The organism is Shewanella oncorhynchi (assembly GCF_012584455.1).
GTDB lineage: Bacteria > Pseudomonadota > Gammaproteobacteria > Enterobacterales > Shewanellaceae > Shewanella > Shewanella oncorhynchi.
Window position 1 is genome coordinate 1 of sequence record NZ_JABAEB010000023.1, and the last position, 26,064, is coordinate 26,064.

Annotated in this window: 21 protein-coding genes; 17 read left to right on the forward strand and 4 right to left on the reverse strand. The window is 46.8% G+C overall.

Annotation, left to right across the window (positions count from 1 at the left end):
* Nucleotides 1-90 precede the first annotated feature (90 nt).
* Nucleotides 91-996: a helix-turn-helix transcriptional regulator gene (locus HGO26_RS21905; protein WP_006083558.1), complete on the reverse strand. Its 906-nt coding sequence runs from the start codon at nucleotides 994-996 to the stop codon at nucleotides 91-93.
* 55 nt (nucleotides 997-1,051) lie between these two features.
* Complete coding sequence (locus HGO26_RS21910; RefSeq protein WP_168827777.1) at nucleotides 1,052-1,924, reverse strand: formate dehydrogenase accessory sulfurtransferase FdhD; 873 nt, start codon at nucleotides 1,922-1,924, stop codon at nucleotides 1,052-1,054.
* Nucleotides 1,925-2,261: 337 nt separating this feature from the next.
* Here HGO26_RS21910 and HGO26_RS21915 point away from each other — a divergent pair, with 337 nt between their 5' ends.
* The 14 genes from HGO26_RS21915 (at nucleotide 2,262) to HGO26_RS21980 (ending at nucleotide 19,936) form a co-directional block, all read left to right on the forward strand.
* On the forward strand, nucleotides 2,262-2,726 hold the full coding sequence (locus HGO26_RS21915) for a DUF3305 domain-containing protein (protein ID WP_105250549.1): 465 nt from the start codon (nucleotides 2,262-2,264) through the stop codon (nucleotides 2,724-2,726).
* Nucleotides 2,726-3,403, forward strand: a complete 678-nt coding sequence (locus HGO26_RS21920; protein ID WP_113940323.1) for a DUF3306 domain-containing protein — start codon at nucleotides 2,726-2,728, stop codon at nucleotides 3,401-3,403. The genes HGO26_RS21915 and HGO26_RS21920 overlap by 1 nt, the downstream gene beginning before the upstream one ends.
* Nucleotides 3,404-3,592: 189 nt before the next feature.
* Nucleotides 3,593-5,254 carry a 4Fe-4S binding protein gene (locus tag HGO26_RS21925; RefSeq protein WP_168827778.1) on the forward strand — a complete coding sequence of 554 codons (1,662 nt, stop codon included), beginning with the start codon at nucleotides 3,593-3,595 and terminating at the stop codon, nucleotides 5,252-5,254.
* 10 nt (nucleotides 5,255-5,264) lie between these two features.
* Nucleotides 5,265-5,942: a TorD/DmsD family molecular chaperone gene (locus HGO26_RS21930; protein ID WP_113940321.1), complete on the forward strand. Its 678-nt coding sequence runs from the start codon at nucleotides 5,265-5,267 to the stop codon at nucleotides 5,940-5,942.
* Nucleotides 5,943-6,113: 171 nt separating this feature from the next.
* Nucleotides 6,114-6,305: a twin-arginine translocation signal domain-containing protein gene (locus tag HGO26_RS21935; RefSeq protein ID WP_113940320.1), complete on the forward strand. Its 192-nt coding sequence runs from the start codon at nucleotides 6,114-6,116 to the stop codon at nucleotides 6,303-6,305.
* A gap of 24 nt (nucleotides 6,306-6,329) precedes the next feature.
* Nucleotides 6,330-9,182, forward strand: a complete 2,853-nt coding sequence (locus HGO26_RS21940) for a formate dehydrogenase subunit alpha (RefSeq protein WP_168827779.1) — start codon at nucleotides 6,330-6,332, stop codon at nucleotides 9,180-9,182.
* 26 nt (nucleotides 9,183-9,208) lie between these two features.
* Nucleotides 9,209-9,805 (forward strand): formate dehydrogenase FDH3 subunit beta, encoded by a 597-nt coding sequence (gene fdh3B / locus HGO26_RS21945; RefSeq protein WP_006083566.1) that lies wholly within the window; start codon nucleotides 9,209-9,211, stop codon nucleotides 9,803-9,805.
* Between the two features lie 49 nt (nucleotides 9,806-9,854).
* Nucleotides 9,855-10,883, forward strand: coding sequence for a formate dehydrogenase subunit gamma (locus HGO26_RS21950; RefSeq protein WP_113940318.1), 1,029 nt, complete (start codon nucleotides 9,855-9,857; stop codon nucleotides 10,881-10,883).
* A gap of 396 nt (nucleotides 10,884-11,279) precedes the next feature.
* Nucleotides 11,280-11,480, forward strand: a complete 201-nt coding sequence (locus HGO26_RS21955; protein WP_105250556.1) for a twin-arginine translocation signal domain-containing protein — start codon at nucleotides 11,280-11,282, stop codon at nucleotides 11,478-11,480.
* Between the two features lie 17 nt (nucleotides 11,481-11,497).
* Nucleotides 11,498-14,350 (forward strand): molybdopterin-dependent oxidoreductase, encoded by a 2,853-nt coding sequence (locus HGO26_RS21960; RefSeq protein ID WP_131525790.1) that lies wholly within the window; start codon nucleotides 11,498-11,500, stop codon nucleotides 14,348-14,350.
* Nucleotides 14,351-14,379: 29 nt separating this feature from the next.
* Nucleotides 14,380-14,949: a formate dehydrogenase FDH3 subunit beta gene (gene fdh3B, locus HGO26_RS21965; protein ID WP_105250558.1), complete on the forward strand. Its 570-nt coding sequence runs from the start codon at nucleotides 14,380-14,382 to the stop codon at nucleotides 14,947-14,949.
* Between the two features lie 79 nt (nucleotides 14,950-15,028).
* Nucleotides 15,029-16,012 carry a formate dehydrogenase subunit gamma gene (locus HGO26_RS21970; protein WP_131525797.1) on the forward strand — a complete coding sequence of 328 codons (984 nt, stop codon included), beginning with the start codon at nucleotides 15,029-15,031 and terminating at the stop codon, nucleotides 16,010-16,012.
* Between the two features lie 449 nt (nucleotides 16,013-16,461).
* Entirely contained in the window at nucleotides 16,462-18,045 is a 1,584-nt protein-coding gene (locus HGO26_RS21975; protein ID WP_168827761.1) for a methyl-accepting chemotaxis protein, read from the forward strand.
* Between the two features lie 499 nt (nucleotides 18,046-18,544).
* On the forward strand, nucleotides 18,545-19,936 hold the full coding sequence (locus HGO26_RS21980; protein WP_168827762.1) for a tetratricopeptide repeat protein: 1,392 nt from the start codon (nucleotides 18,545-18,547) through the stop codon (nucleotides 19,934-19,936).
* Between the two features lie 72 nt (nucleotides 19,937-20,008).
* Here the strand turns inward: HGO26_RS21980 and HGO26_RS21985 are convergent, their stop codons facing one another.
* Nucleotides 20,009-20,920 carry a bile acid:sodium symporter family protein gene (locus HGO26_RS21985; RefSeq protein WP_168827763.1) on the reverse strand — a complete coding sequence of 304 codons (912 nt, stop codon included), beginning with the start codon at nucleotides 20,918-20,920 and terminating at the stop codon, nucleotides 20,009-20,011.
* Between the two features lie 380 nt (nucleotides 20,921-21,300).
* Here HGO26_RS21985 and HGO26_RS21990 point away from each other — a divergent pair, with 380 nt between their 5' ends.
* The 3 genes from HGO26_RS21990 (at nucleotide 21,301) to HGO26_RS22000 (ending at nucleotide 23,993) form a co-directional block, all read left to right on the forward strand.
* Nucleotides 21,301-22,638 carry a coproporphyrinogen III oxidase family protein gene (locus HGO26_RS21990; protein ID WP_105250563.1) on the forward strand — a complete coding sequence of 446 codons (1,338 nt, stop codon included), beginning with the start codon at nucleotides 21,301-21,303 and terminating at the stop codon, nucleotides 22,636-22,638.
* Nucleotides 22,639-22,770: 132 nt separating this feature from the next.
* Entirely contained in the window at nucleotides 22,771-23,004 is a 234-nt protein-coding gene (locus HGO26_RS21995; protein ID WP_011787794.1) for a hypothetical protein, read from the forward strand.
* Nucleotides 23,005-23,051: 47 nt separating this feature from the next.
* A complete protein-coding gene (locus HGO26_RS22000; RefSeq protein WP_168827764.1) occupies nucleotides 23,052-23,993 on the forward strand; it encodes a DUF4424 domain-containing protein in 942 nt (313 codons plus the stop codon).
* Nucleotides 23,994-24,047: 54 nt separating this feature from the next.
* On the opposite strand, the gene HGO26_RS22005 is transcribed toward HGO26_RS22000, so the two are convergent.
* The gene (locus tag HGO26_RS22005) at nucleotides 24,048-26,048 is read right to left on the reverse strand and encodes a ligand-gated channel protein (RefSeq protein WP_168827765.1); all 2,001 of its coding nucleotides are present in this window, start codon (nucleotides 26,046-26,048) and stop codon (nucleotides 24,048-24,050) included.
* Nucleotides 26,049-26,064: the final 16 nt, after the last annotated feature.

The following is a 26,064-nucleotide window of genomic DNA, read 5'->3' on the forward strand; positions in this document are numbered from 1 at the left end:
GGCTACATTAATCAGCATGTAGTAGCAGTAATAAGTAGTTCAGAGACCATTCAACTCTATTCACCTTAATCCATTACCGAGTTGAGTGGATTAGCTCGCACTCCATAGCAGTTGTCCGCAGTCTGTAAGATCATAGCCACCAAGTAGTGCCGCCATTTGCCTCGAGTGACCGCTCGCCAACATAGTAAAAAGTTGTTGAAGCTGACGACGGAAGTAAATGCTTTGCGGCATAACGAAATCGAAAGACTCTTTAATCAGTGGCACGAAACTTAAACCACTTTCCAAAGCCACAGATTGACAACCAAAACCAATATCGGCATCCCCCCTAGCGATATAACCCGCCAACTCGCGTTCACTATAGGCAGTTAGCACGACATTAAGTTGATCTAAGCGAGCACCTTGCTTTAACAACCAATGCTCTAAGTGCTGTTGGCTACCTGCGCCCCCCTGACGACTCACCCAACGCCAAGGCAAATTCACGACTTTATCTTCTTCTTGACATCTGTGGTGCATATCGGCACGCATGATCAACCCTTGCTGACGGGAGTAACCATGCACCATGATCCATTGTTGATGGTTGTTATAACCTTTAAGTAAAGCTGGGTGGCGAATATTTCTATCCTCCATGCTACCCCAGTGTAAGGTGCACACATCGGCATAACCTTTAGCAAGCAACTCTAACCCTAAGCGTGAACCTGTTGCGCTGTAGCTTATCAACTCACGGCTACCAACTTGCGCCATCAAACGCGCCACCAGCATAGATAATAGTGGATCGTCACTACCAGTGATCAATAAACGGTCGGTCAGCATGCCACTGTGGCAAGAATCCATTACCCAACGGTCGATTAACACTTTCGGAAATAGCCATTTACCGGTGATTTTAGTGGCGGGGAGAATTCTGTCATTAGCCATGGCGTAGACTTTTTTCTCATTAAGGTCTAAATACTCGGCCACTTGCTTCGCGCTCATGTAGACCAATTCACTGGCAGACGTCATCTTGTTTCCTTGTCTTATTCTTCGTTACTGCATGTAAGTCTTAGCTGACTTGAGGCTAAGGAGCCGTATTGGCATCAAACTGCAGATTTTCACTGCCGTGGTACACCAAAAAGTGACGGCCTTTCGCGCGGGCTATAATAGTAATACCCAACTGCTGCGCTAGTGCTAAGCCCATTTGAGTCACGCCACTGCGTGATAGCAAAATAGGGATCCCCATTTTAGCGACTTTAATCACCATTTCCGAAGTTAAGCGGCCAGTGGTATAAAATATCTTATTATCGCCGCGATCCTGTGTCAGCCACATATCCCCAGCCAAAGTATCTACGGCATTATGACGGCCAACATCCTCGACAAAAGCCATAATTTTATCGTCTTCGCACAAGCCACAACCGTGTACAGCTCCCGCATTTTTATAGGTTTCGTTATATTCGTTGATATTTTTTAATAAGCTATAAAGGGTGCTTTGCTTAAGACTTGGCGTTGGTAAATTGATGCCGTCTAAATCTTGCATAAAACTGCCATAAACCGTGCCTTGACCACAGCCTGATGTCACCGTTTTTTCGGAGAGTTTCTCATCCAAATCGGCGGTTTGTTCACGGGTAACCACGGCTGCAGAACTCACATCCCAATCGACGATAACAGAGTCCAGTAAGTTCACATCCGAAATAAAGCCTTGGTTCTTAAGATAACCTAACGCCAGTGACTCAGGTTTCGCCCCTAGGGTCATAAGTGTCACTATTGGTCGCCAGTTCAAATACACGGTAAGCGGACGTTCGCAGGCGACAAATTTATCCAACACTTCCCCGGCTTCATTCACTGCTTTTACAGCAATGGTTAGCGGTACTTCCACTTGAGTTCTCACAAAAGAACACTGATGCTGAGTTTTTTGAGAAGGATTGGCTGCCGCTATTTCGCTATCTGTGCTCATGTTGTTATCAGGAATAGTGATATTTTCAGAGATCATAATGTTACCGCTTAACTAGTCATGGCCAGAGCATAGCAATATTTATACCTAGACATAAAAATTGGGGTTAAATGCGTGATCTGCCGCAATGCTGATTTTTCATTAGCCCTTTTATGTCCCAAACAAAATCCTGTACTGGACAAAATGTCCAATTTATAGGGTGTTTTTGATGATCTAGCTCAAACTAATCCACTATGTTTACTGGCACCAATATTGCAGTGACCTTTTATCGCAATTTGTTGGTAAAACCGAACCGTTCACTCAACGGTTTGTCCATCAACACGGCTGAGACGGAGAGACAATGCAACATACAACTAGTGTTTGGCCTATGTACGTTTCACTCAAGAAAGTAGAGAAGCAAGTTGGCCGCTGGACCTCAGTACAATGGGAAATTGATCACCTACTTCCCGCCACCCATCAAGCCCCAGACGATGCAACCTTAGTGCTACTCGAACTGCACAAAGACGAACGCGCCAGCTATCGCCTCAATCTCGATTTAGATAACGCCATGCTGTATTTAGTATGTGATGAAACGGCCGATGGCACTTGGATACCGGCGGCATTATCGGCGGATCAGAATGTCGCGGCGGGTTGTCTTGAGGGCAATACCCCTGTCCTCAACTTATTGATGCCAAAAGCTATCGCTTGTTGGATTGAAGCCTTTATCACCCAATATGGTGAAGTCGAAATTGCCGCTCATCGCCGTAAACATGTCGATGGCCGTAATAATCAAGGCCCAAGTCACGATCCATTGCGGAGGGACTAATGGCTGAATCCATACAAAAAACAGGCGGGCTACTGAGTCGCTGGAACCAACGGCGCGAACAAGTTGCAGCAGAGGAAGCGCGAGCTGACGGGGAAATCACACCTCAGGAGACCATCGTAGCCGAGCCCACTATGGCAGTTGAGCAGCTTCAACCCACAGAGTCAGCCATTGAACCTAATACTGCAGAGCATGACGATCCTAATCGCATCCTCACTGCAGCGGATTTACCCAATCCCGACGAAATTGAAGTAGGCGGCAGCTTTGCGAGTTTTATGGGTGCCAATGTTGACCCTGCAGCTAAATCAGCAGCGCTACGTGCACTGTGGAAACAACCGCATTTCAACGAGATAGATGGGCTTTTGGAATATGCACTCGATTACAGTAATCAACCGAAACTCAGTGCAGAAGTCTCAGCTGAATTGATGCAAAAAGTCTTCCGTTACATAGCCGAAGACAGCGAGACCTCGGATGAAGAATCAGCTGTTTTAGCCAAACAAACTGAAGAAAGCAATCCATCCACGAGTCTTGATGTAAGCGAAACAACAACTCATGAGACTAATGAAGTCGAAGTCGAATGGGCAGCTGAGCCGATAACGGACAATTTGGATGGGGAGACTGATGACCTACCCCAAAATGCACCAGAGCCCTTAGCTCAGGTACATACCCGAGTTGTTTAACGTCAGTTTAGCTAATTTTAATGTCCGTAACTTTGGTATGTGAATTGCTGTACTAAGATATAAAAAAGCTTAGATAAAAGCAGAAAAGGCAATGACTTACTTATTACCAGCCGCCTAAATCTGCCCAGATACAGTAAAACAAGAAACAGCCAAAGTACTGTTCAGGAACGCAATGTGAGCACTTATTTGATGACCAATCAAACCCAAGAAGCGTTAAAACAAGCGCGACAACAGGTATTAACGCAAACTCAGATGTTGCAGAATCTGATCCCGCCAACTGTCAGCTATACCACCGAAGGCAATGTTCTTATTATTGGCCCAGAAGATCTGGCTCGCCTCGCCGCAGACAAATTGTCCACTATGGCCCATAGAGTGATTTTAGCCAATGAAGCCATTACCAGCCAAGATGAAGCGCACCTAGAACGTGTCATGGCAGCGGCAACTGATGTCGAAAGCTATTACAACAAACTCATTGGCGTAAAAGGCTTTTTAGGCCAATTTCAAGTCAGTGTTGAACATCAAGATGGTGCAGCCGAACTCAGTTTAGTGTCAATCCGTAAACCCCATTTCGATATCGTGCTCGATTTGAGCAGCGCAGCTTGTTTGAACTTAGAAATGCTGCCACCCGGCTATTTTTACGTAGGCCAAGACGCTGAAAAACTCGAAGATGCCCTTGCGCAAATTCCCGATCTCATCGGCCAATTTGATAAGCCGCGCTACGTCAAAATTAACCCAGATATCTGTGCCCACGACCGCAATGGCATCAATGGTTGTAATCGTTGCCTCAACTTCTGCCCAGCAGATGCGATCAGTAGTGTCGCAAAGAAAATTGAAATCGATCCATATCTTTGCCACGGCGCAGGCAGTTGTACCAGCACTTGCCCAACGGGTGCTATCAGTTACGATTTACCTACGCCGCAAGCTTTGCATTCATACCTGAACAAAATTGTTAGTCGGTTCCGCGAGCAAGCACAAACCGCACCAGTGATCTTGTTCCACGATAATGCCGTCGGCGCCAACTTTATTAGTGACGATTTAGCAGGCGACATCATCCCCGTTGCCCTCGAAGAAATTACCGTTGCTAGCGTAGATCATTGGTTGTCAGTACTCGCTTGGGGCGCGCGCCAAGTGCTGATCCTCAACACAGACGCAACAGCGCCAACCCTAACGCAAATGCTTAAAGGCGAACTGTCGTTAGCCAATAGCATTTTAGATGAAATGGGCCAGCCACAACGCATTAGCCTCATCGACCCGAGCATGCTTGCCGATTTAGATTCGATGCTCGATATCAGCTTAGATTGGCCCGTGATCGTGCCCGCCGCATTTGCCTCGACCACTAAACGCAACACGCTATTTGAATCGATAGATCACCTCAATAGCCAAGCGGGTGAAATCGATACTTGCCTCAGCCTCAACAATATTCCCTTTGGCAAAGTCAGTGTAAATGTCGAAAAGTGCACTATGTGTATGTCCTGCGTGGCAATTTGTCCCACGATGGCATTACAAGATGGTGGCGACAAACCTGCACTACACTTCATCGAGCAAAACTGCGTGCAATGCGGTTTATGTGAGGCAGCGTGTCCTGAAAAGGTTATCAGCCTTACCCCGCAAATTAACTTTAATAAAGCTGCCCGTCAGCAACAACACACCCTGAAAGAAGAAGCCCCCTTCGAATGTATTCGCTGCGGCTCTCCTTTTGCGACCCAATCTATGGTGCATCGGATGCTGGATATGGTCGGCGCGCACAGCGCATTTTCTGCCAATATTGAACGCTTGAAAATGTGTGGCGACTGCCGGGTAAAAGACATGTTTGAAGACATTCTTCAAGATCCTGAAAAGCAACTGCGATAAGAGATCCGCTATGACCGAATCAGTAAGACAAGTTTCAGAAAACGATCAGTTGAGAGCCGATATCTATCAACTGTTAGCCGCCCTATTGCGCCGTCAGCCAAGCCCTGAACTGCTACACTTTTTGGCCAATCTTGAAATTGATGCCAATGAAGACAACGAGATGACTAAAGCTTGGTTATCACTCCAACTCGCCGCACAGCAGTTCAACAGCGCACAACTAGAAGACGAGTATTTTGCCCTGTTCCTCGGTGTAGGTTGCGGTGAGATCCTGCCCTACGGCAGCTGGTTTATGACGGGCTCATTGATGGATAAACCACTGGCATTGCTACGCCAAGACTTAATGCAACTGGGGTTTGAACGCGAAGACAACGTCAAGGAACCCGAAGATCACGTTGCAGCCCTGTGTGAAGTGATGGGAACCCTGATTTTAGAAGCGCCAAGTTATCGCCAATTGGCTTTTTACCAACGCCATATCGGCAGCTGGATTGGCCGTTTTTGCGACAATTTAGCCAAGGCGCCAAGTGCGGCGTTTTACGCCACGGTTGCACAGCTAGCAAAAGCGTTTTTTGCAATGGAAGCCAGTGCTTTTGAGCAATTAAGCTTAGATATTCCAGTCAATTGCCCAGGCAGCGCAGACTTACAGCCAGCCACCAGCGATTTAGCAAAACCAGTAGAGTTAATGAACTAAGACTAAACTGAGTGATAGCGCGGCATGTGCGTGCTAAATGTTAGAGATGAGTTAAAACTGCTAAGGTGAGATTAATGTTTACCTTAGCAACAATAACGGAAGCTTAGGCTTCCACAATAACCGAGGTGGTAGCCGTTTGTACCACCTTATCCAGTAACACAAGGAGACACTATGAAGAAGCCAGCTTCCGACATGGGCCGTCGTCAATTGCTTAAAGCATTGGCACTCGGCAGTGCGGCAGGCGCAGTGGTCACTGTGAGTAGTCAAGCGTTAGCTTCGACAAAAACGGCAGCGACCACAGAGCCTAAAAGTGAGAACTACCGCGAAACCGACCATATTCGTAGCTATTATGCGTCGCTTTAAAACTAAAATAGAGGAGAGTGTGTGATGCGATTAACCCGCAAAACAGACCAGGTTGTCGAAGCTAAAGCGCCAACACTGGGTCTCAATCGTCGTCAGTTCTTAAAATCGGCAAGTCTTGCCACAGGAGGGATCGCTGCGGCATCCATGCTGGGCACAGGCATGATGCGTAAAGCACAGGCCCAAGAAGATATTGGCCATAATGTTCCCACCGAAGTCAAACGTACCATCTGTTCTCACTGTGCCGTAGGTTGTGGTGTGTATGCAGAAGTACAAAATGGTGTATGGACGGGTCAAGAACCCGCATTCGATCACCCGTTCAACGCTGGCGGTCACTGCGCGAAAGGTGCTGCACTGCGTGAACATGGTCACGGCGAAAAACGCCTGAAATACCCCATGAAGTTAGAAGGCGGAAAATGGAAAAAGATCTCTTGGGATCAAGCGATTAATGAAGTCGGCGATAAAATGGCTTCAATTCGTCAAGAGTCAGGCCCAGATTCAGTCTACTTTATGGGTAGCGCTAAGTTCTCTAACGAACAAGCTTATTTATATCGCAAATTTGCGGCACTGTGGGGTACGAACAACGTCGACCATTCTGCACGTATTTGTCACTCTACCACGGTAGCCGGTGTTGCTAACACTTGGGGCTACGGTGCGCAAACCAACTCAATCAACGATATTCGCAACTCTAAGTGCATCATGTTTATTGGGGCAAACCCCAGTGAAGCGCATCCTGTTGCCATGCAGCATATTTTGATTGGTAAAGAACGCGGTGCCAAAATCATCGTTGTTGATCCACGTTTCACCCGTACTGCAGCGAAATCTGACGAGTACGTGCATATCCGTCCTGGCACAGACATCCCCTTCATTTATGGCCTGTTATGGCACATATTTGAAAACGGCTGGGAAGATAAAGAGTTTATCAAACACCGTGTCTATGGCATGGATCGTATCCGCGAAGAAGTAAAAAAGTACCCCCCTGAAGAAGTTGAACTGGTTGCGGGTGTACCAAAAGCGCAGATGTACCGCGTCGCCAAAATGATGGCTGAAACCAAACCTGGCACCATTATTTGGTGTATGGGTGGCACTCAGCACCACGTGGGTAACTCTAACACCCGTTCATACTGCATGTTACAACTCGCTTTAGGCAACATGGGTGTACCTGGCGGCGGCACTAACATTTTTCGCGGCCATGATAACGTGCAAGGCGCAACCGACTTTGGTTTGTTATTTGATAACTTACCGGGTTACTACGGTTTAACGACTGGCGCTTGGGCTCATTGGAATAATGTGTGGGATCTCGACCCTAATTGGGTAGCGAGCCGTTTCGATCAAGGCGAATATCTAGGACAAAAACCGCAAACCTCTGCGGGTATTCCTTGTTCGCGCTGGCACGATGGCGTGTTAGAAGATAAAACCAAGATAGCGCAAAAAGACAATATTCGTCTGGCGTTCTTCTGGGGACAATCGGTCAACACTGAAACCCGTGGCCGTGAAGTGCGTGAAGCCTTAAACAAAATGGATACCGTCGTCGTTGTCGATCCATTCCCAACCATGGCGGGTGTTATGCACCAACGTCAAGATGGGGTTTATTTACTTCCTGCGGCAACCCAGTTTGAAACCTACGGTTCAATCTCTGCGACTAACCGCTCAGTACAATGGCGTTCTAAGGTCATAGAGCCCCTGTTCGAATCCCTGCCTGATCATGTGATAATGTACAAACTCGCCAAAAAAGTGGGTATAGATAAAGAGCTATTCAAGCATATTAAAGTCAATGGTGAAGAGCCTTTGATTGAAGATATCACCCGCGAATTTAACACAGGTATGTGGACTATCGGTTATACCGGACAAAGCCCAGAGCGTTTAAAAATGCACCAAGAAAACTGGGGTACTTTTGATGCTGACAGCCTCGAAGCCCCCGGCGGTCCTGCCAAAGGCGAAACCTACGGCTTACCTTGGCCATGTTGGGGCACACCAGAGATGAAACATCCTGGTACCCAGATTCTGTATAACGAAGCCAAACATGTGAAAGACGGTGGCGGTAACTTCCGTGCTCGCTATGGTGTGGAACATGAAGGCAATAATATTCTTGCCGAAGGTACTTACTCTAAAGGCAGTGAGATCCAAGATGGCTATCCTGAATTTACCGCCGATATGCTTAAGCAATTAGGTTGGTGGGATGACCTGACCGAAAACGAGAAAAAACACGCCGAAGGCAAAAACTGGAAAACTGACATTTCCGGCGGTATCCAACGTGTTGCTATCAAGCACGGCTGTATCCCTTACGGTAACGCTAAAGCTCGTTGTATTGTATGGACATTCCCAGACGATATTCCACGCCACCGCGAACCACTTTACACGCCTCGTCGTGACTTAGTCGCTAAATACCCCACCTACGAAGATCGTATGGTTGCACGTTTACCGACACTGTATAAGTCAATTCAAGACAAAGATTTTGCTAAAGACTTCCCATTGGCACTCACATCAGGCCGCCTAGTGGAATATGAAGGTGGTGGTGAAGAATCCCGTTCTAACCCTTGGTTAGCTGAACTACAACAAGAAATGTTCATCGAAATGAACCCTGCAGATGCAGCGGATCGTGGTATTCGTGACGGTGACAATGTTTTTGTTCATGGTCCAGAAGGCGCCAAAATCACGGTTAAGGCTATGGTGACACCGCGCGTTATTGCCGGTGAATGTTTTATGCCATACCACTTTGCTGGGGTGTTTGAAGGCGAAAGCCTAGCGAAAAACTATCCAGAAGGCACTGTGCCTTACGTGATAGGCGAATCTGCAAACACCATTTTAACTTATGGCTACGACGTTGTGACTCAGATGCAAGAAACTAAGTCCAGCCTATGCCAAATCAGCAAAGCCTAACCTACTTGATGAGGAGATAAGCCATTATGGCAGTCATGAAATTTCTGTGTGACACCAAGCGCTGCATCGAGTGTAACGGTTGCGTCACTGCATGTAAGAACGAAAACGACTCCGCTCTCGAGTGGGGAATTCAACGTCGCCGCGTGGTGACGATCAACGATGGTCTACCTGGCGAAGCCTCAATTTCAGTGGCTTGTATGCACTGTACTGACGCTCCCTGCATGGCCGTATGTCCGGCAGATTGTTTCTACCGTACCGAAGACGGCATAGTGCTGCACAACAAAGATACTTGTATCGGTTGTGGTTATTGCTTCTATGCTTGTCCATTTGGTGCACCGCAATTCCCGAAAAAGACTGCCTTTGGTAGTCGTGGCAAAATGGACAAGTGTACTTTCTGTGCCGGTGGCCCAGAAGAAACCTTCTCCGAAGCTGAGCGTAAAAAATACGGTGCCAACCGTATTGCTGAGGGCAAGTTACCTATGTGTGCTGAGCTTTGTTCTACTAAAGCGCTGCTCGCAGGTGATGCGGAAGTGGTATCAAACATTTACCGTCAACGTATGGCCTCTCGAGGCAATCCTAACGTGATTTGGGGTTACAACCCCAAGACAGGTGAGATTAACTAAGCAGAGCGAGGGTTAGGGAGAAATCCCTAACCTCTGGCAAGGAGTGAAAATGTTAAACAAACAGTTAAACAAATCACTGCGCAGTCTGTTTGCTCTGTTGGTGCTCGTCATGGGATTGGGATTAGGTTCAGTCATGAGCTCAAACCCAGTACACGCAAGTGATCAGCAATCGAGTCAACAACAGGCGAAAGCGCAAACCAGCGATGCCGATCTTTGGCGAGCGGTAAAAGCAGGCGATGCCGGCTATACCACTGCCAAAGGAATAGATACTGGGGTGTTGATTAACGTTGCCGGTAACCAAGGTAAAGAACTGAGAAATGAATACTTAACCCCCGTCATGGCGCTAGCCGTGGTAGGTGTGTTTGGTGCTTTCTTATTGTTTTATCTGGTGAATGGTCCATCAAAACTGAGTCATGGCTTTTCAGGCAAGATGGTTTCGCGCTGGTCAAAGGCGGATCTGTGGATCCATTGGATCATGGCGAGCAGCTGTCTGGCACTGATGTTTACCGGTCTAACCATAATGTTAGGTAAGCATGTCATACAGCCAATGTTAGGCCCCGACCTTTGGGCGCCATTGATCTATGGCAGCAAAACAATCCACGATTGGGCAGGTCCCATTTTTATCGCGGCTTGGGCTGTCTGTGTGGTGAAATGGATGCCGCTACAAACCTTCAAGATGTATGATTTGAAATGGTTTTTAGTGGTAGGTGGTTATATCAACTTTGGCCCGTTCAAAGGTAAGCACCCTGACAGTGGTTTCGCTAACGCCGGTGAAAAAATGTGGTTCTGGACCCTGATGTTGTTTGGTTTATTCATCAGCGTATCTGGCATCATGTTGGTATTGCCAGGCTTGGATTTACCCCGCGAAGCCTCTATGGGCGCGCTGCTGATCCACTCTATCAGCGCCATTATCTTGATTGCCTTTACTATAGTGCATATTTGGATGGCGACCGTACTGAGCGAAGGCGGTATGGAGTGTATGAAGTCAGGCTATTGTGATGAAAACTGGGCAATCCAGCACCATAATCTCTGGTATGACGAAATCAAGGCCAACGGCAGCTTAAAGTATAAAGACTAAGTTAAACCGCAGCTTTTACATCCTCAAAACACCCCGCATCGCGGGGTGTTTTTTATTCGCACTGATACCCATCGCATTAATTCAACAGTACAAAAAATTAACAACTGAAACAGCGAGATACAAAAATCCGCCAACGCCCTCTTACCCAGTAATTCACTAAACTATGAGCGAGTTAACGCTTTAAGAGAACGGCCGCCGATTTCAGGGCTGCAAACTGTCCTAGATCAATTCCTACTCAACCCTTTCCTACTATATTGCCGTCACGCGCGATGATTGATGGTAAACAAGATGATTTCATTATCTTTTCCGCCGCTAATCTTCACTTTTTGATAACAAGATGAACCCCACAAAAAGCCGTGCGATCTCAAAAACTAAACCCTAATTTCAGGAGTCAGCATGAAGCAGCAACCCAGCGATTTATCTCGCCGATCTTTGCTCAAAGCGCTCACCGTCGGCAGCGTAGCGGGTGCCGCCATTGCCGCAACCGGCATGAGCGTGGCACAGGTCAGCGAGAGCAGCAAGGTAACCACTAAAGAGTCAAAGGGTTACCACGAAACTGCGCATATCAGCAGCTATTACGATAGCTTGCGCAGCTAATCTAGGAGAAGTCAGCGATGAAGTTAACTCGCAAGTCCAATGTTGCCACAGTGGCAGACAAACCGGCGTTAGGCATCAGCCGTCGTCAATTTATGAAGCACGCAGGTATCGCTACTGGTGGTATTGCCGCAGCATCTCTGATGGGCACAGGCATGATGCGTCGTGTCGAAGCCAAAGAAGTACCGCATGATGCGCCAATCGAAATCAAACGTACTATTTGTAGTGCCTGCGCCGTCGGTTGTGGCCTGTATGCCGAAGTACAAAATGGTGTGTGGACGGGCCAAGAACCCGCATTCGACCATCCATTCAACGCTGGTGGTCACTGCGCGAAAGGTGCTGCACTGCGTGAGCATGGTCATGGTGAAAAACGCCTGAAATATCCAATGAAATTGGTTGATGGCAAGTGGAAAAAAATCTCTTGGGAAGATGCTATTAACGAAGTGGGCGACCAAATGCTCAACATTCGTAAAGAATCTGGCCCAGACTCAGTGTACTTCATGGGTAGCGCTAAGTTTTCTAACGAAGGTTGTTACATGTACCGCAAGTTAGCGGCGATGTGGGGCACAAACAACGTCGACCATTCAGCTCGTATTTGTCACTCTACCACGGTAGCCGGTGTTGCTAACACTTGGGGCTACGGTGCGCAAACGAACTCTTTCAACGATATCCAGAATGCTCATGCCATCTTCCTGATCGGGGCAAACCCAGCAGAAGCGCATCCCGTTTCGATGCAACATATTCTGATCGCTAAAGAAAGAAACAACGCCAAAATCATCGTCGTTGACCCACGTTTCTCTCGCACTGCAGCGCATTCAGACTTGCATTGTGCAATTCGCCCAGGCACTGATATTCCGTTTATTTACGGTATGTTATGGCACATTTTTGAAAATGGTTGGGAAGATAAAACCTTTATCAAGCACCGCGTATTCGAGATGGAAAGTATCCGTGCTGAAGTGAAGAAATTCCCACCTAAAGAAGTCGAAAATATCACTGGCGTGAGCGAAGCCGAGGTTTATCAAGCGGCTAAATTAATGGCTGATAACCGTCCTGGCACTGTGATTTGGTGTATGGGTGGAACTCAACACCACGTTGGTAATGCCAACACTCGCGCTTATTGTATTCTGCAATTAGCACTGGGCAACATGGGCGTTTCAGGCGGCGGCACTAACATTTTCCGTGGCCACGATAACGTACAAGGCGCAACTGACTTAGGTTTGTTATTTGATAACTTACCCGGTTACTACGGTTTGACCTCAGCAGCATGGAGTCACTGGACCCATGTTTGGGATCTGGACATGGCATGGGTGAAAGGTCGTTTCGATCAAACAGCCTACCTTGGCAAAGATCCAATGACGACACCGGGTATCCCTTGTTCTCGTTGGCACGATGGTGTGTTAGAAGATAAGAGCAAATTAGCGCAGAAAGATAATATCCGTATGGCGTTTTTCTGGGGACAATCTGTCAACACTGAAACCCGTCAGCGTGAAGTGCGTGATGCCTTAGACAAGATGGACACAGTCGTCGTTGTCGACCCATTCCCAACGATGGCAGGTGTTATGCACCGTCGTAAGAATGGCGTATATCTGCTGCCTGCGGCAACTCAGTTTGAGACTCACGGTTCAGTATCTAACTCAGGCCGTTCTATCCAGTGGCGTGAGCAAGTCATCGAGCCACTGTTCGAGTCTAAAACCGACATCGAAATCATGTACCGTTTAGCCCAAAAACTGGGTATTGCCGAGCAGTACACTAAACGCATTGCGATTGAAAATGGATTACCTGTGATTGAAGAAATCACCCGTGAAATCAACCGCGGTATGTGGACTATCGGTATGACAGGTCAAAGCCCTGAGCGTATCAAGTTACACACCCAAAACTGGGGCACTTTCAGCAACAAGACGTTGGAAGCCGCAGGCGGCCCAGCTAAAGGCGAAACCTACGGTTTACCTTGGCCATGTTGGGGCACGCCAGAAGCTAAACACCCTGGCACTCAAATCCTCTATAACCAAGCCAAACACGTTAAAGACGGCGGTGGTAACTTCCGCGCCCGTTACGGTGTTGAATATAAGGGTCAAAGCATTTTAGCCGATGGCACTTATTCTAAAGGCGCTGAAATTCAAGACGGTTACCCAGAATTTACTGCCGATATGCTCAAACAATTGGGTTGGTGGGATGATCTGACGGCGGAAGAAAAAGCGGAAGCCGAAGGTAAAAACTGGAAAACAGATTTGTCAGGCGGCATAGTGCGCGTGGCGATCAAGCACGGTTGTATCCCCTTTGGTAATGCTAAAGCTCGTTGTATTGTTTGGACTTTCCCTGATCAAGTCCCTGTACACCGTGAACCGTTATACACAGCACGTCGTGACTTAGTGGCGAAATACCCAACCTATGACGACATGCAAGTACACCGTCTCCCCACGCTGTATAAGTCTATCCAAGACAAAGACATGAGCGGCAAGTACCCGCTGGTACTGACATCGGGTCGTCTGGTTGAATACGAAGGTGGTGGTGAAGAATCTCGCTCCAACCCTTGGCTGGCTGAACTTCAACAGGAAATGTTCGTTGAGATAAGCCCTGCCGACGCTGCCGATCGCGGCATTCGTAACGGTGAAGACGTCTGGTTAGAAGGCGCCGAAGGTGGCCGTATTAAGGTGCAAGCCATGGTTACCCCAAGGGTAAAACCCGGCGTTACCTTTATGCCATACCACTTTGCGGGTGTGATGCACGGAGAAAGTTTAGCGCCTAATTATCCAGAGGGAACAGTGCCTTACGTTATTGGTGAATCTTGTAACACTGCGCTGACCTATGGTTATGACCCTGTGACACAAATGCAGGAAACCAAGGCATCACTCTGTCAGATTGTTAAAGCGTAAGTGCAGCTTAAGCTAGGAGAATTGCCATTATGGCTACAATGAAATTTTTGTGTGATACCAAGCGCTGCATCGAATGTAACGGTTGTGTCACTGCCTGTAAAAACGAAAACGACTCCGCTCTCGAGTGGGGTATCCAACGCCGCCGCGTAGTGACGATCAACGATGGTCAACGTGGTGAAGCCTCAATCTCTGTCGCCTGTATGCATTGCTCAGATGCACCTTGTATGGCGGTTTGCCCAGCAAACTGCTTCTACAGAACCGACGACGGCATAGTGCTACACGACAAAGATGCCTGTATTGGTTGCGGTTACTGCCTGTACGCCTGTCCATTTGGCGCACCTCAGTTCCCGAAAAAAGGTGCCTTTGGTAGCCGCGGTAAGATGGATAAATGTACCTTCTGTGCCGGTGGCCCAGAAGAAAACCACTCAGATGCAGAACGCCAAAAATACGGTTCAAACCGTATTGCCGAAGGCAAACTGCCTATGTGTGCAGAACTGTGCGCGACTAAAGCCCTGTTAGCAGGTGATGCCGAAGTGGTTTCAAGCATCTTCCGTGAGCGTGTGGCTTATCGTGGTGCTAAAAACGCGGCTTGGAATTAATTCAGGTCAACAGGATCTGTCCACAGACTTAGCTTAGCGCCTACCTAGGTGGGCGCGACTAAGTGAGAGAGGATGTATGATGAACAAATGGTTCAAACACATAGGTTTAGCCATAGCACTGTTATTTAGTGCTGTGTGTATAGCCAATGGTGGTGATGAACTGGCGAATCAAGTTCAACAGTCTGATGCCCAAATTTGGGCACAACTGAAGGATGGTGCCACGGGATACACTACCTCCCAAAGTGAGTTTCATGCTCAGCCGATCAATACCTATGATTTACGGGTATTAGCGCTGCGTAGCGACTGGTTAGCGCCCGCCTTAATGGCAGCACTATTCGGTATGATCATTATCTTTGTCCTATTTATCAAGGTGAATGGCATCTCCAAGCTGCACCATGGTTTTTCAGGCAAGTTAGTGCATCGCTGGTCTAAGTTTGATGTTTCAATCCACTGGTTAGGCGCGATTCCATGCTTACTGTTGATTTTAACAGGCTTAACCTTGCTGGCGGGTCGCTTTTTCTTCCAACCTTGGTTGGGCGAAGGCATCTGGGAAGCAATCGTCTATGGCGCGAAGCAAATCCATGACGTGATGGCGATTCCCTTCATGATAGGTTGGGCATTGATGACCACCCTATGGGCGAAAAACCAACTGCCAAAAATGTACGACGTAAAGTGGTTCATGGTAGTAGGCGGTTACATTAACTTTGGTCCGTTCAAAGGTAAGCACCCAGATGCAGGTTTTGCTAACGCGGGTGAGAAAATGTGGTTTTGGGCATTTGCCCTGTTTGGATTAGTCATTTCAGCCTCGGGCATGTTATTACTCTTCCCTAACCTGTTCGAACCAAGCCGTACATTAAGCTTGATCGCCCTGGTACTGCATTCAGTGAGCGCTATCGTGATCTGTGCTTTCTCTATCGTACACATCTTCATGGCAACTGTGATGTCAGAAGGCGGTATGGAATGTATGGTGTCAGGCTACTGTGATGAAAACTGGGCCAGCCAACATCACAACCTATGGTTTGATGAAATCAAAGCCAACGGCACGCTTAAATATAAAGAATAAGACTGGAATCTAGCTGTAGGTATTCCAAAAATACTTAGCCACTAGCAAACGTAGAGCCCCCGTCAATCACTACTGGCGGGGGCTTTTATTTCAGCATTAGTCATCGGCTTTAAGTATATGTCTGAATTACATTTTGAATCATTTGTAACATTTGAGTACGAGATCACAAAGACCAATTTAAATGCTAAATCACTGTAAAAAAATTGCATGTATCATAGTTATTTAATAATAAAAACAATCATCTAGATAAAAATTGAATTTAAACAACACAACATTTCGTAACTTAGCAACCAACCAGATGCAACAACAATAAAACAATTCAATTAAAAACAGTATCTTAGTGTTAATTCCCATAAAATACTCACTTGCTGGCTAGCTCACGCGCACGCTAAAATTACCTATAGCGTAATTAAATTACGCATTGCTGCTTTTTATCCTAGAAGGTCATCATGTTTAAAAATGCCAAAACCAGTACATTGACGGCATTGCCATCAGTGTTTACAAGTATCTTACTGATCATCATAGGTATTTCGTGCTATCGCAGTTTTAATGAACTCGGTGAGACCAGTAAAAGCCTAGTCGACAACACTCAGCTCGCAGAAACTTTCACTACAGTACGAGAATCCTTTTTTGAGCTGCGCTTAGCCACCTTAGTCCACAACGGTAAAGCTATCGCCGATCAACAACATAAGGTCGCACAACTCGTCTCTCAACTGACCAAATTTAATACCGACTTCATGGGCGCTGATGCTCAAGCTATTCACACTCTTTTACCGCAAACAGAACATTATGTTCGTCTCTACCAAGATGAACTGGCACTCGCTAAACAAACTGGAGCAGTACCTGAACTAACCGCTGAGCGTGCTGCGCTCGGGCCTAAGGTCAGTAATCAAATCAACCAATTAGTCACGCTGATCACTCAGAGAAATCATGAGTTAGGCAAACAAGCTGAAGATAAAGTCACCTCAACAGAAAGCATCCTACTGGGATTGATCTTGTTCGCGATTGTAGCGTCACTCTTCAGCGCCCTCATTATGAGTAAACAACTCGTCCACATAATCAATGAGATAAAACGGGTAATGGAACGTCTTGCCCATGGCGACCTAACTCATAAAACAAATATTAAAGGACAAAATGAGCTCTGCTCACTCGCAGAAGATCTCGACAGCGTGATAGGTAATCTACGTGAAATTATGTCTGAAATTACCCAAGCCTCGGATCATATGTCCGACCAAATTGGGCAATTGAATGTACAGTCAAATGCCAATAATCATGCACTGCAAATCCACGCCGTTGAAACCGACCAAGTCGTGACAGCCATGACTGAAATGAGCGCCACGGCCCATAATGTCGCGGGTGATGCAGCATCTGCAGCCCAGTTTACTCAACAAGCAAATGCGCAAGCGGATAAATCGAAGAAAGCCGTTGAACAAGCTGCCAACACTGTGATTGCCTTGGTCGCTAAAGTCGATGTCGCCGCTGATGCGATTAATGATATGAACGAAAATACTCGTCATATCGCCGCGATTTTGAATGTAATAGGTGAAATTGCCGATCAAACCAATCTGCTAGCGCTTAATGCAGCCATCGAAGCCGCCCGTGCAGGTGAACAAGGTCGAGGCTTTGCTGTTGTCGCCGATGAAGTTCGCTCACTGGCCGCGCGCACGCAAGCAAGTACCGCAGAAATCAACCAGATGCTGGAACAACTTTATCTTGGTGCCAATGCCGCCGTAACCGCAATGGAGCAAACTAAACACAGTTGCCAACAAGCCGCCGATACCACCAATCTGGTAACGGAAAATCTCGATACCCTGACCACTTATGTGTTCGATATTAATGGGCTAAGTAATCAAATCGCCACCGCAGCAGAAGAGCAAAGCGCTGTGACCGAAGAGATAAACCGTAATCTGGCCACCATTCGTGAAATGGTCGATGAACTGAATCAAAGCGGTAAAGCCACCCTCAATAGCGCAACCTCTTTGGCCGCGACAAAGGAACAACTCGTCGGCGTGGTCTCGCATTTTAAGCTTTAGATTTAGGCTCCCTGAAAAAAGCTTTTAAATCTGCGGCCTAATAACAAAAATTATTAGGCTGTCAGATTTTTAGATGAGATATAAGGCGCGTCACACACCTGCAATATAAATCGCAGCCAAGAAAAATAACCTATTATTAATACTGTATTTTTAGAAAAATTATTTATCAAAAAATGATTAAATTGATTCAGTGCCAACAGTACTAAACCAATAATAAGAGCGTGAAGCCTATAGTTCAGGAATGAAGATACGTATTGCCCATCTCCCACTCCCACAATATTGAATACCACTAAAAAACTTCGGACTCAGCTAATCAACGATTAGCTATCGTCGGCTTCCATGTAACGCCAACACACGGCAGTGCTACCGCAGCAATTCATCCGCCTGTCCATAACACAGTGGTAAACCGCAAGGCTTGCTTGTAGCATAACAAGCCTCTACGTTAAACAACTTCACTAGCACTACCGCTTACAAGTACCCGCTTAACGACAAGGATGTTATGAAGATATTCACTATTGCGACTCTCCTATTACTGTTGACAGTAAGCTTTGCAGCAACTGCAGAAAAGTCCGCGCTGGAACAGCTATTTGAGCAACAACAATACGACGCTTTCTTGCAACAAGCACAGCAGCAAGCAGCAGAGAACAATGCTGAGGCGTTATTCTTACTGGGTAAAGCCTACCATCTCGGCCGTGGCGTCACGCAAGACAATGCCACCGCCAGCCAATACTATGAACAAGCCAGAGCCTTAGGTTCGGCCCGTGCCAGCCATAATCTAGGCAGCATGGCGCTGGATAATGATAGCAAAACGCAGGCCATCCCCTTGTTAGAAGAAGCGCTGGCGCGGGGTCTTAAACTACCGACCTTATATAACCTAGGACGAGCACACAGTCCGGCAGATCCCAGCTCAAGGTTCTATCTAGTGAAAGCAATCACTGCGGCGCAGCAAGCGGGGAGTTACTTTGGGCAAGCCTTTGAACTCCAGCCCGATAACCTCTATCTGGATAATGCCTCACGCGAGTATCTGCGTGCTTATTTAATGGCAATGCAAAGTGTCGGCAACGAAAGAGAAAGCCTCAACATCCCGCAGTTACGCCAGCAAGTCATAAAGTGGCTAGAATTGGGTATAGCAGCAGATGACGGTACGGCGTGGACAAACTACGGCGCCCTACTGTTGAATGAAAATGACTACAGCGGCGTGAAAGCCGCATTTTTACAAGGTGCTAAGCGTCAAGTTGCCATCGCTAACTATCATTTAGGCAGTATGGAAGAGCGCGGTTTGGGCGCAGAAGCCGATAAAGTGAAAGCACTGGCATACTACGAGAAAGCGGCGTTAGCCGGCATGGAACAAGCTAAAACGCCCGCATATAATCTGCTTAAGGCACAACTGGAATATGAAGACGATCTCACTAAATTGGAACAGGGCATTGCCCGCTTTAATGCACTAAAACAGCAAGTTCAGTATGTTCCCATCTCACTGGACTCAGTTATTCATCGCCTGGCGTGGGGTAAGTTTCTGACACAGCAGCGACAACAGATTATTTCGCTGCCAACAGCGGCCAAAACCCAATTAAGCTTGCAGGCCTGTGGTTTAGGCTACAACCAACTGCATGGCAGCACATACAATATTGGAGAAAACTCTCACTGGCGTATGGCGGCGTATCTAACCTTAGCTGACAAAATCGCCTTACCACTAGAAGGCAGAGTCGATGAACATGGCTGCGCCAGTTTAACGATTACCATGACAGATCAGCTGTATCACTTGTTACAACAAGGTGTCGTATTCGGATTACGCTTTCCCAACTACACACTGCCACTGGCATTAAGCCGGCAAGAAAATATCTTGCAGCTAACACTCATGCCTGTCGAGACCCCATTACCGGTTAATTAGTCACAGCATTTTAAGCCTGTGGCCTCGCTTGCTAGGCCACAGGAATTATCTATTTTCGACAGCAACATCTTATTAATCTTGCGATTCCCTCGCCCAATATCCCGCCAACATGGCGCCAGACAAATTATGCCATATCGAGAATATCGCGCTGGGAATGGCAGAAATGGGGCTAAAGAATTTAATACATAAAGCAGTGGCAAGACCGGAGTTTTGTAGGCCAACTTCGATGGAGATAGTTTTACAGACTGTGTGGTTAAAGCCTAATAAACGGCAACAGAAATAGCCTAAGGCGAGACCAAGACCATTATGTAAGAACACGGCCAGCAGAATAATGGGGCCAACTTTATCAAACTGATTGGCATTTAACGCCACGATAATCGTAATCGCCATCACAATTGCCAAGATAGAAATCAGTGGCAATGCAGGAGCGACTTTAGCCACCAGCGATTTAAAAAAATGATTGATAATCACGCCAACGCTGACAGGGATCAGCACAATTTTCACTAAACTCAGCAGCATATCGACGAAGGGTATATCGATCATTTCCCCAATCAACAGCTTAATAATCATTGGTGTTAACACCACGCCCGCTAAGGTTGATAGTGCCGTCATGGTTATCGATAAAGCCACATCGCCTTTCGCTAAATAACAGACCACATTAGAGGCGGTGCCGCCTGCAACACTGCCCACCAACACCATGCCTATGGTGAGTTCCCTATCTAATCCTAATAACAGGCTGATCAATAATGCACTGAGCGGCATGACAGAAAATTGCAGCACGAGTCCTGCGAGTACCGCACGTTTCTGTTTGAATGCATTAGCAAAATCCTGAAGATCTAAGGTGAGCCCCATAGATAGCATGATGATCACCAACAGCGGCACTATGGCGGATTTAAGCTCAGTAAACCAACTCGGTATCAGATAAGCTGTCATTGCGCCTATCAGTGCCAACAACGGGAAGAAGCGGTTTACCTTTGCCAACATAGTGGGCCCTTTACATCAAGAGGTTATTTTTATCGCTCGGATGATGACAGCCGCCCCCTGGATAGACAAGCGCTAATCCGTCAGCAACAAAATGCCTCGAATGGTGATTTTCAATCTCAGCATTTAGACTGACACGGCAAGCTAACCCCTCAAATCTACAATAAATTCCGCTAAAAAATGCATGATAAAAATGCATTCTCAATCGCTAAAACATGATCTGCTTAACAAAAAGCCCGTGATTTCCTTGTTAGGAAACCGTAACTTATAACCAGTTCACGTTTTAACAATTACATACGAGGTAGTCTTATTGCGCTAGGTGGTCGTGAATTACCTAAAGCAATTTCGGTGTTTACGGTTAGCACTCTCAGATAGGAATCGTTATGTCATCAGTTATTCAAACGCTCAGCGGCGCTATCGCAACGCCTTATCAAGCGAATATTACCGTCCCTAACTGGATGCTCGGCTCGATGGAACGGGTCATGCAGTACTATGTCGATAAGAATCTTCGCCTCGATACGCTTTCCGCAGAAATGATGCCAGCACCGGTTGAAGGCAAAAAATATATGCTATACGCACATATTCCCTTCTGCCATACCCTGTGCTCTTACTGTACCTTCCACCGTTTTATGTTTAAGGAAGACAAGGCGCGTGCCTACTTCATCTCATTACGTAAAGAGATGGAAATGGTCAAGGCCCTCGGCTATGACTTTGAATCTATGTACATTGGTGGTGGTACCACCACGGTATTAGAAGACGAATTAGCCCGTACCATAGAACACGCTAAAACCCTATTTCCTAGCATTAAAGAAGTCTCCTGCGAGTCCGATCCACAGCATTTAGACAGCCCAGGCTTTAAACAGCTCAAAGGCTTAGTGGATCGCATGTCTATCGGCGTGCAAAGCTTTAATGATGATATTTTAAAAATGACCGACCGACTCGATAAATTCGGCACGGGTCAGCAAACCTTCGACAAGATCATGGGTGCCAAAGAGTTGTTCCCTATTATCAACGTCGACCTGATTTTTGGCTTCCGCGGCCAAACCGATGAAGTGATCCAACACGATCTCGACATGGCATCGCGCTTAGACCCAAGACAAATTACCACCTATCCGCTGATGATCACTCATCAAACCCGTAAGAGCGTTAAAGGCAAATTAGCGGCGCCGCAAGCGGATATGGCAAACCAATATCGCCAAATATTAAACAGTCTTAATGGTCAATATAATCAATTGTCTGCATGGGCATTTGGTAAAACCGATGACGAAGGATTTGACGAATACGTTATTGATTACGACGAATACTTAGGGGTAGGTTCGGGCTCATTTAGTTTCTTAAATGACACGCTTTATGTGAACACTTTCTCGCTACGTAAGTACCAAGAACGCATCGCAGCGGGTCAAATGGGTGTCGAGCAACAAAAGAACTACAGCAAAAAAGACGTGATGCAATATCGCTTTTTACTGGGCATGTTCTCCGGCCGTTTATCGCGTAAATATTTCCGCGAAACCTTTGGCGTCAATTTAGATACCGCCTTATTTAAAGAAATGACGTCAATGAAACTCATTGGCGCCATCAAAAACGACCCAACAGATCCCGACAATCTGATCGTCACCGACAACGGCAAGATGATGGGTCTATTGATGATGAAAGAGTTTTACTCAGGCATGGATAACGTGCGCGCCCAGTTGCGTAAACCGCTCAAACCCTGTGATATGTAACACTTATTGATGATTGTTGATTCATAAAGACTAAACAGGCCCTTCGAGGGCCTTTTTGTTAACTCGGTTTAAAGGTAATCTTGCCCAGTACTATTAATTGAGCACAATCCCAACAATAAAGGAGTATTCGTTATGGGTTTTAATGAACAAGAAAAACAAGCCTTATTAGCACTCAAAGGCGTTGGCCCAACGGTAATTAAACGCTTCGAAGAAATTGGCATCAGCTCGCTGCAACAACTCGCCCAACACGAAGTGGATGATATTGCTAACTTAGTCGCCAGCATGCTGCGCACCACTTGCTGGAAAAATAGCCCACAAGCGCGAAATGCGATAAGTGCGGCCATCGACCTCGCCCGCGCGCAATAATCGTTCCCCATTGATACTTAAAGCATCCAACTAGAGTTAAGAAGTTCATGTCAGCACACTTAGCCATACCCCTTTTTGCTATAGTTTTACTCGTCTACGGAGAAACGGCCTCTGCCAACGACAGCAGTTTTGGCGATGCTAATGGCTCTATTACCTTGAAATATCAGCCTAATATCAGTATGGATAAAGAGTCCCTCTTCATCAGCGAGACCGAAGTCAGGGTCGATTATGTGTTTACCAACACCAGTTCGCAGGATCTTATCGTCCCCATCGCTTTCCCCATGCCACCGATGTTTTTTGGCTCCGCTGATCACAGCAGCATTGATAACTTCACCCTTAAAGTGAATGGTAATACCCAGCCAACTCAGCACAGGCTGGTTGCCCAACTTGCCGATAAAACCGATATTTCAGCCGAGCTGAAACAGCTTGGTTGGGGGATAGATGAAGTCGCTTACTTTGCCGAATATGCCGAAGTCCCCGAGGGCAAACCCGCGCTCCCCAAGCAATGGTTGGATGAGGACCAACAAATCGCCTTTACCCTAAGTGATTACTTTGTGTGGGAACAAACCTTTCCCGCGGGCCAATCTGTCGCTATCAGCCATAGCTACACGCCAAGCCTCTCAACGGGCACCCCCGATACTGCCAGTAGTATTATTGATACTTACACTGAACTGGCCTGTTTAGATGAAAGCGCCAAGCAAGGCATTAGGAAGCGCAACCTTATCGTTAAACAAGACGGTGAAGATCAGGAGATTGGCGTCGAATGGAGCCATCTTAGCTATATTTTGGTCACAGCTAATAACTGGCAAGGGTCAATTAAGGACTTCAAACTCACCCTAAAAAAATCCCAGCCCACAGATCTCATTAGCTTGTGTTTTGATGGCGAGCTTAAAAAAACTGACCCTCTCACCTTTGAGTTCCAGCAAAAACAGTTCACGCCAAAGCAAGATCTCAGCGTCCTGTTTATTCGTAAACCGAATTTTGAATAATCAAAAAAGAAGCCAGCTAAGTGCTGGCTTCTTTCATAACTAACTATTTTTAATTTAAAAACTATAGGTCATACCTAACCAGTAACGGCGGCCATCTTCGATATAACCATATTCCTCTTGAGTAATATCCTTATCGAAGGCGTTATAAATGCCCGCACTAAATTTCAAGCTATCGTTCAACTGGTAGTTAGCCCCCAAATCCAGCAGAGTATAAGAAGGGGCGATTAAACTGCTCGATGAAGGTCCTGTCGTCGGTTGGCTCTCTTCGCCACGGTAGTTCACCCTCAACCAAGTACTTAAATTATCAATAGGCTCGTAGTTGAAAGACGCTTGGATCAAATGCTTAGGCAATTGATTCAATGGGCTACCTTTATAAACACCTGTCTTTTGCTCCGAATCCGTATAGGTATAGTTACCCGTCAAACTCAAGTTTGAGCGAATGCGATAATCGATACTCAGTTCAATCCCTTGGGTCACAGCTTCGTCGACGTTCACATAAGTCGTTGGATTAGAACCAAATTGATTTGGACCATCAGTACATTGAGTCGCAGGACAGGCAACGCGGGTGATCTTGTCATTAAACTCGTTATAGAACACACCCGCGCTGGCGGTAATGCTCTCGGTCAAATCAGAATACAAACCTAACTCATAGTTAACTGAAGTTTCAGGTTGTAAATCTGGATTACCGTACATGTTGCCACCGCGGCTAACTTGTCCCCAGTCGGGCACTGTCTGGCGTAAACTCGGCGCCCTAAACCCTGTTGATACACCGCCCTTCAAGGTGGTGCTGTCGGTTAATCCCCACACGCCATAAACGCGCGGACTGACATGATTACCAAAGTTTTCATCATCATCCAAACGCAGCCCCATGGTCAGAGCAAAGCTATCGACAATGCGCCATTCATCCTCTGAAAACACCGACCATTGTTTGCGACTAATATCAGTTAAGTCACTCACTTGGTTACCTGTTTCGTCGGTGAGATCTTGATGGTTGAATGCTGCGCCAAAGGTCGCTGTATGACTTTGGCCTAACGTAGTGATAAGGCTAGATTGCGCATCCGTGTTAGTGATTTTCATCTTACGGGATTTATTATCAAACACTTCATGCTTGATATAACTATCCGAAGTACCAAAGTCCCAACGACCTGTATGTGAAAGGGAGAAGGTGCTGTTTTCATATTCTGTCGTTGAAGATTCAGGGCAACCGCGACGACCACAGGCTTCGCCCGGTGCTAACGGTGTGACTGTTTTACCTAAACTGCTGTCGAGTTCTTGGTTAGAAGTGCCAACTTCAAACATGATATCGTGATTTTCATTGGGCGTGAGCGCAAATCTCGCGGTCAAGTTAGTCGCATCGCGACCTCGGTAACCACCATAGATTTGATCTTCTTCACGCTGGGTATATTGACCATAAAGTTGCATCCCTAGCAGATCTTTGATCAAACCACCGTTGACGAAAAAGTTGCCTTGATACACATTTCCCGAGTCAGACTTTTCCTGCAAAGTGCTGTCGAGTCGCACCTCACCCTGCCACTCGTTTGGCACTTTGCGAGTGATAATGTTAATTACCCCACCAATGGCATCCGAACCATAAAGTGATGACATAGGCCCACGAACGATCTCAATTCTATCGATAGCAGCCAATGGTGGCGTCCAAGCGCCTTCAACGCCTGGGCCGTCACTGTTGGTCCGTGTCTCGCGCGAGGATTGGCGTTTACCATCCACTAAAATTAACGTGTATTGGCTACCCATGCCCCGCAGACTGATATCCTGACGGTCTGCACCGCCCGTAATCACCACGCCGGGCACTTCTAACATGGCATCGGTTAAGTCGCGGTAGAAGCGGTTATCCAGATCCTCACGGGTGATCACGCTGATAGATGCGGGCGCATCGCGAATTTGCTGTTCAAATCCCGATGCAGTCACCACGATTCTTTCCATCATCTTTTCTTTATCAGGCGCGGTATCCGCAAGGACATTTGTCACAGGTACTGTGGGCAACAAACATAAAGCGGTGATCACTTGAGCGAGGTACTTCTTACGACTTAACAACATAACCGACAAGTCTCCA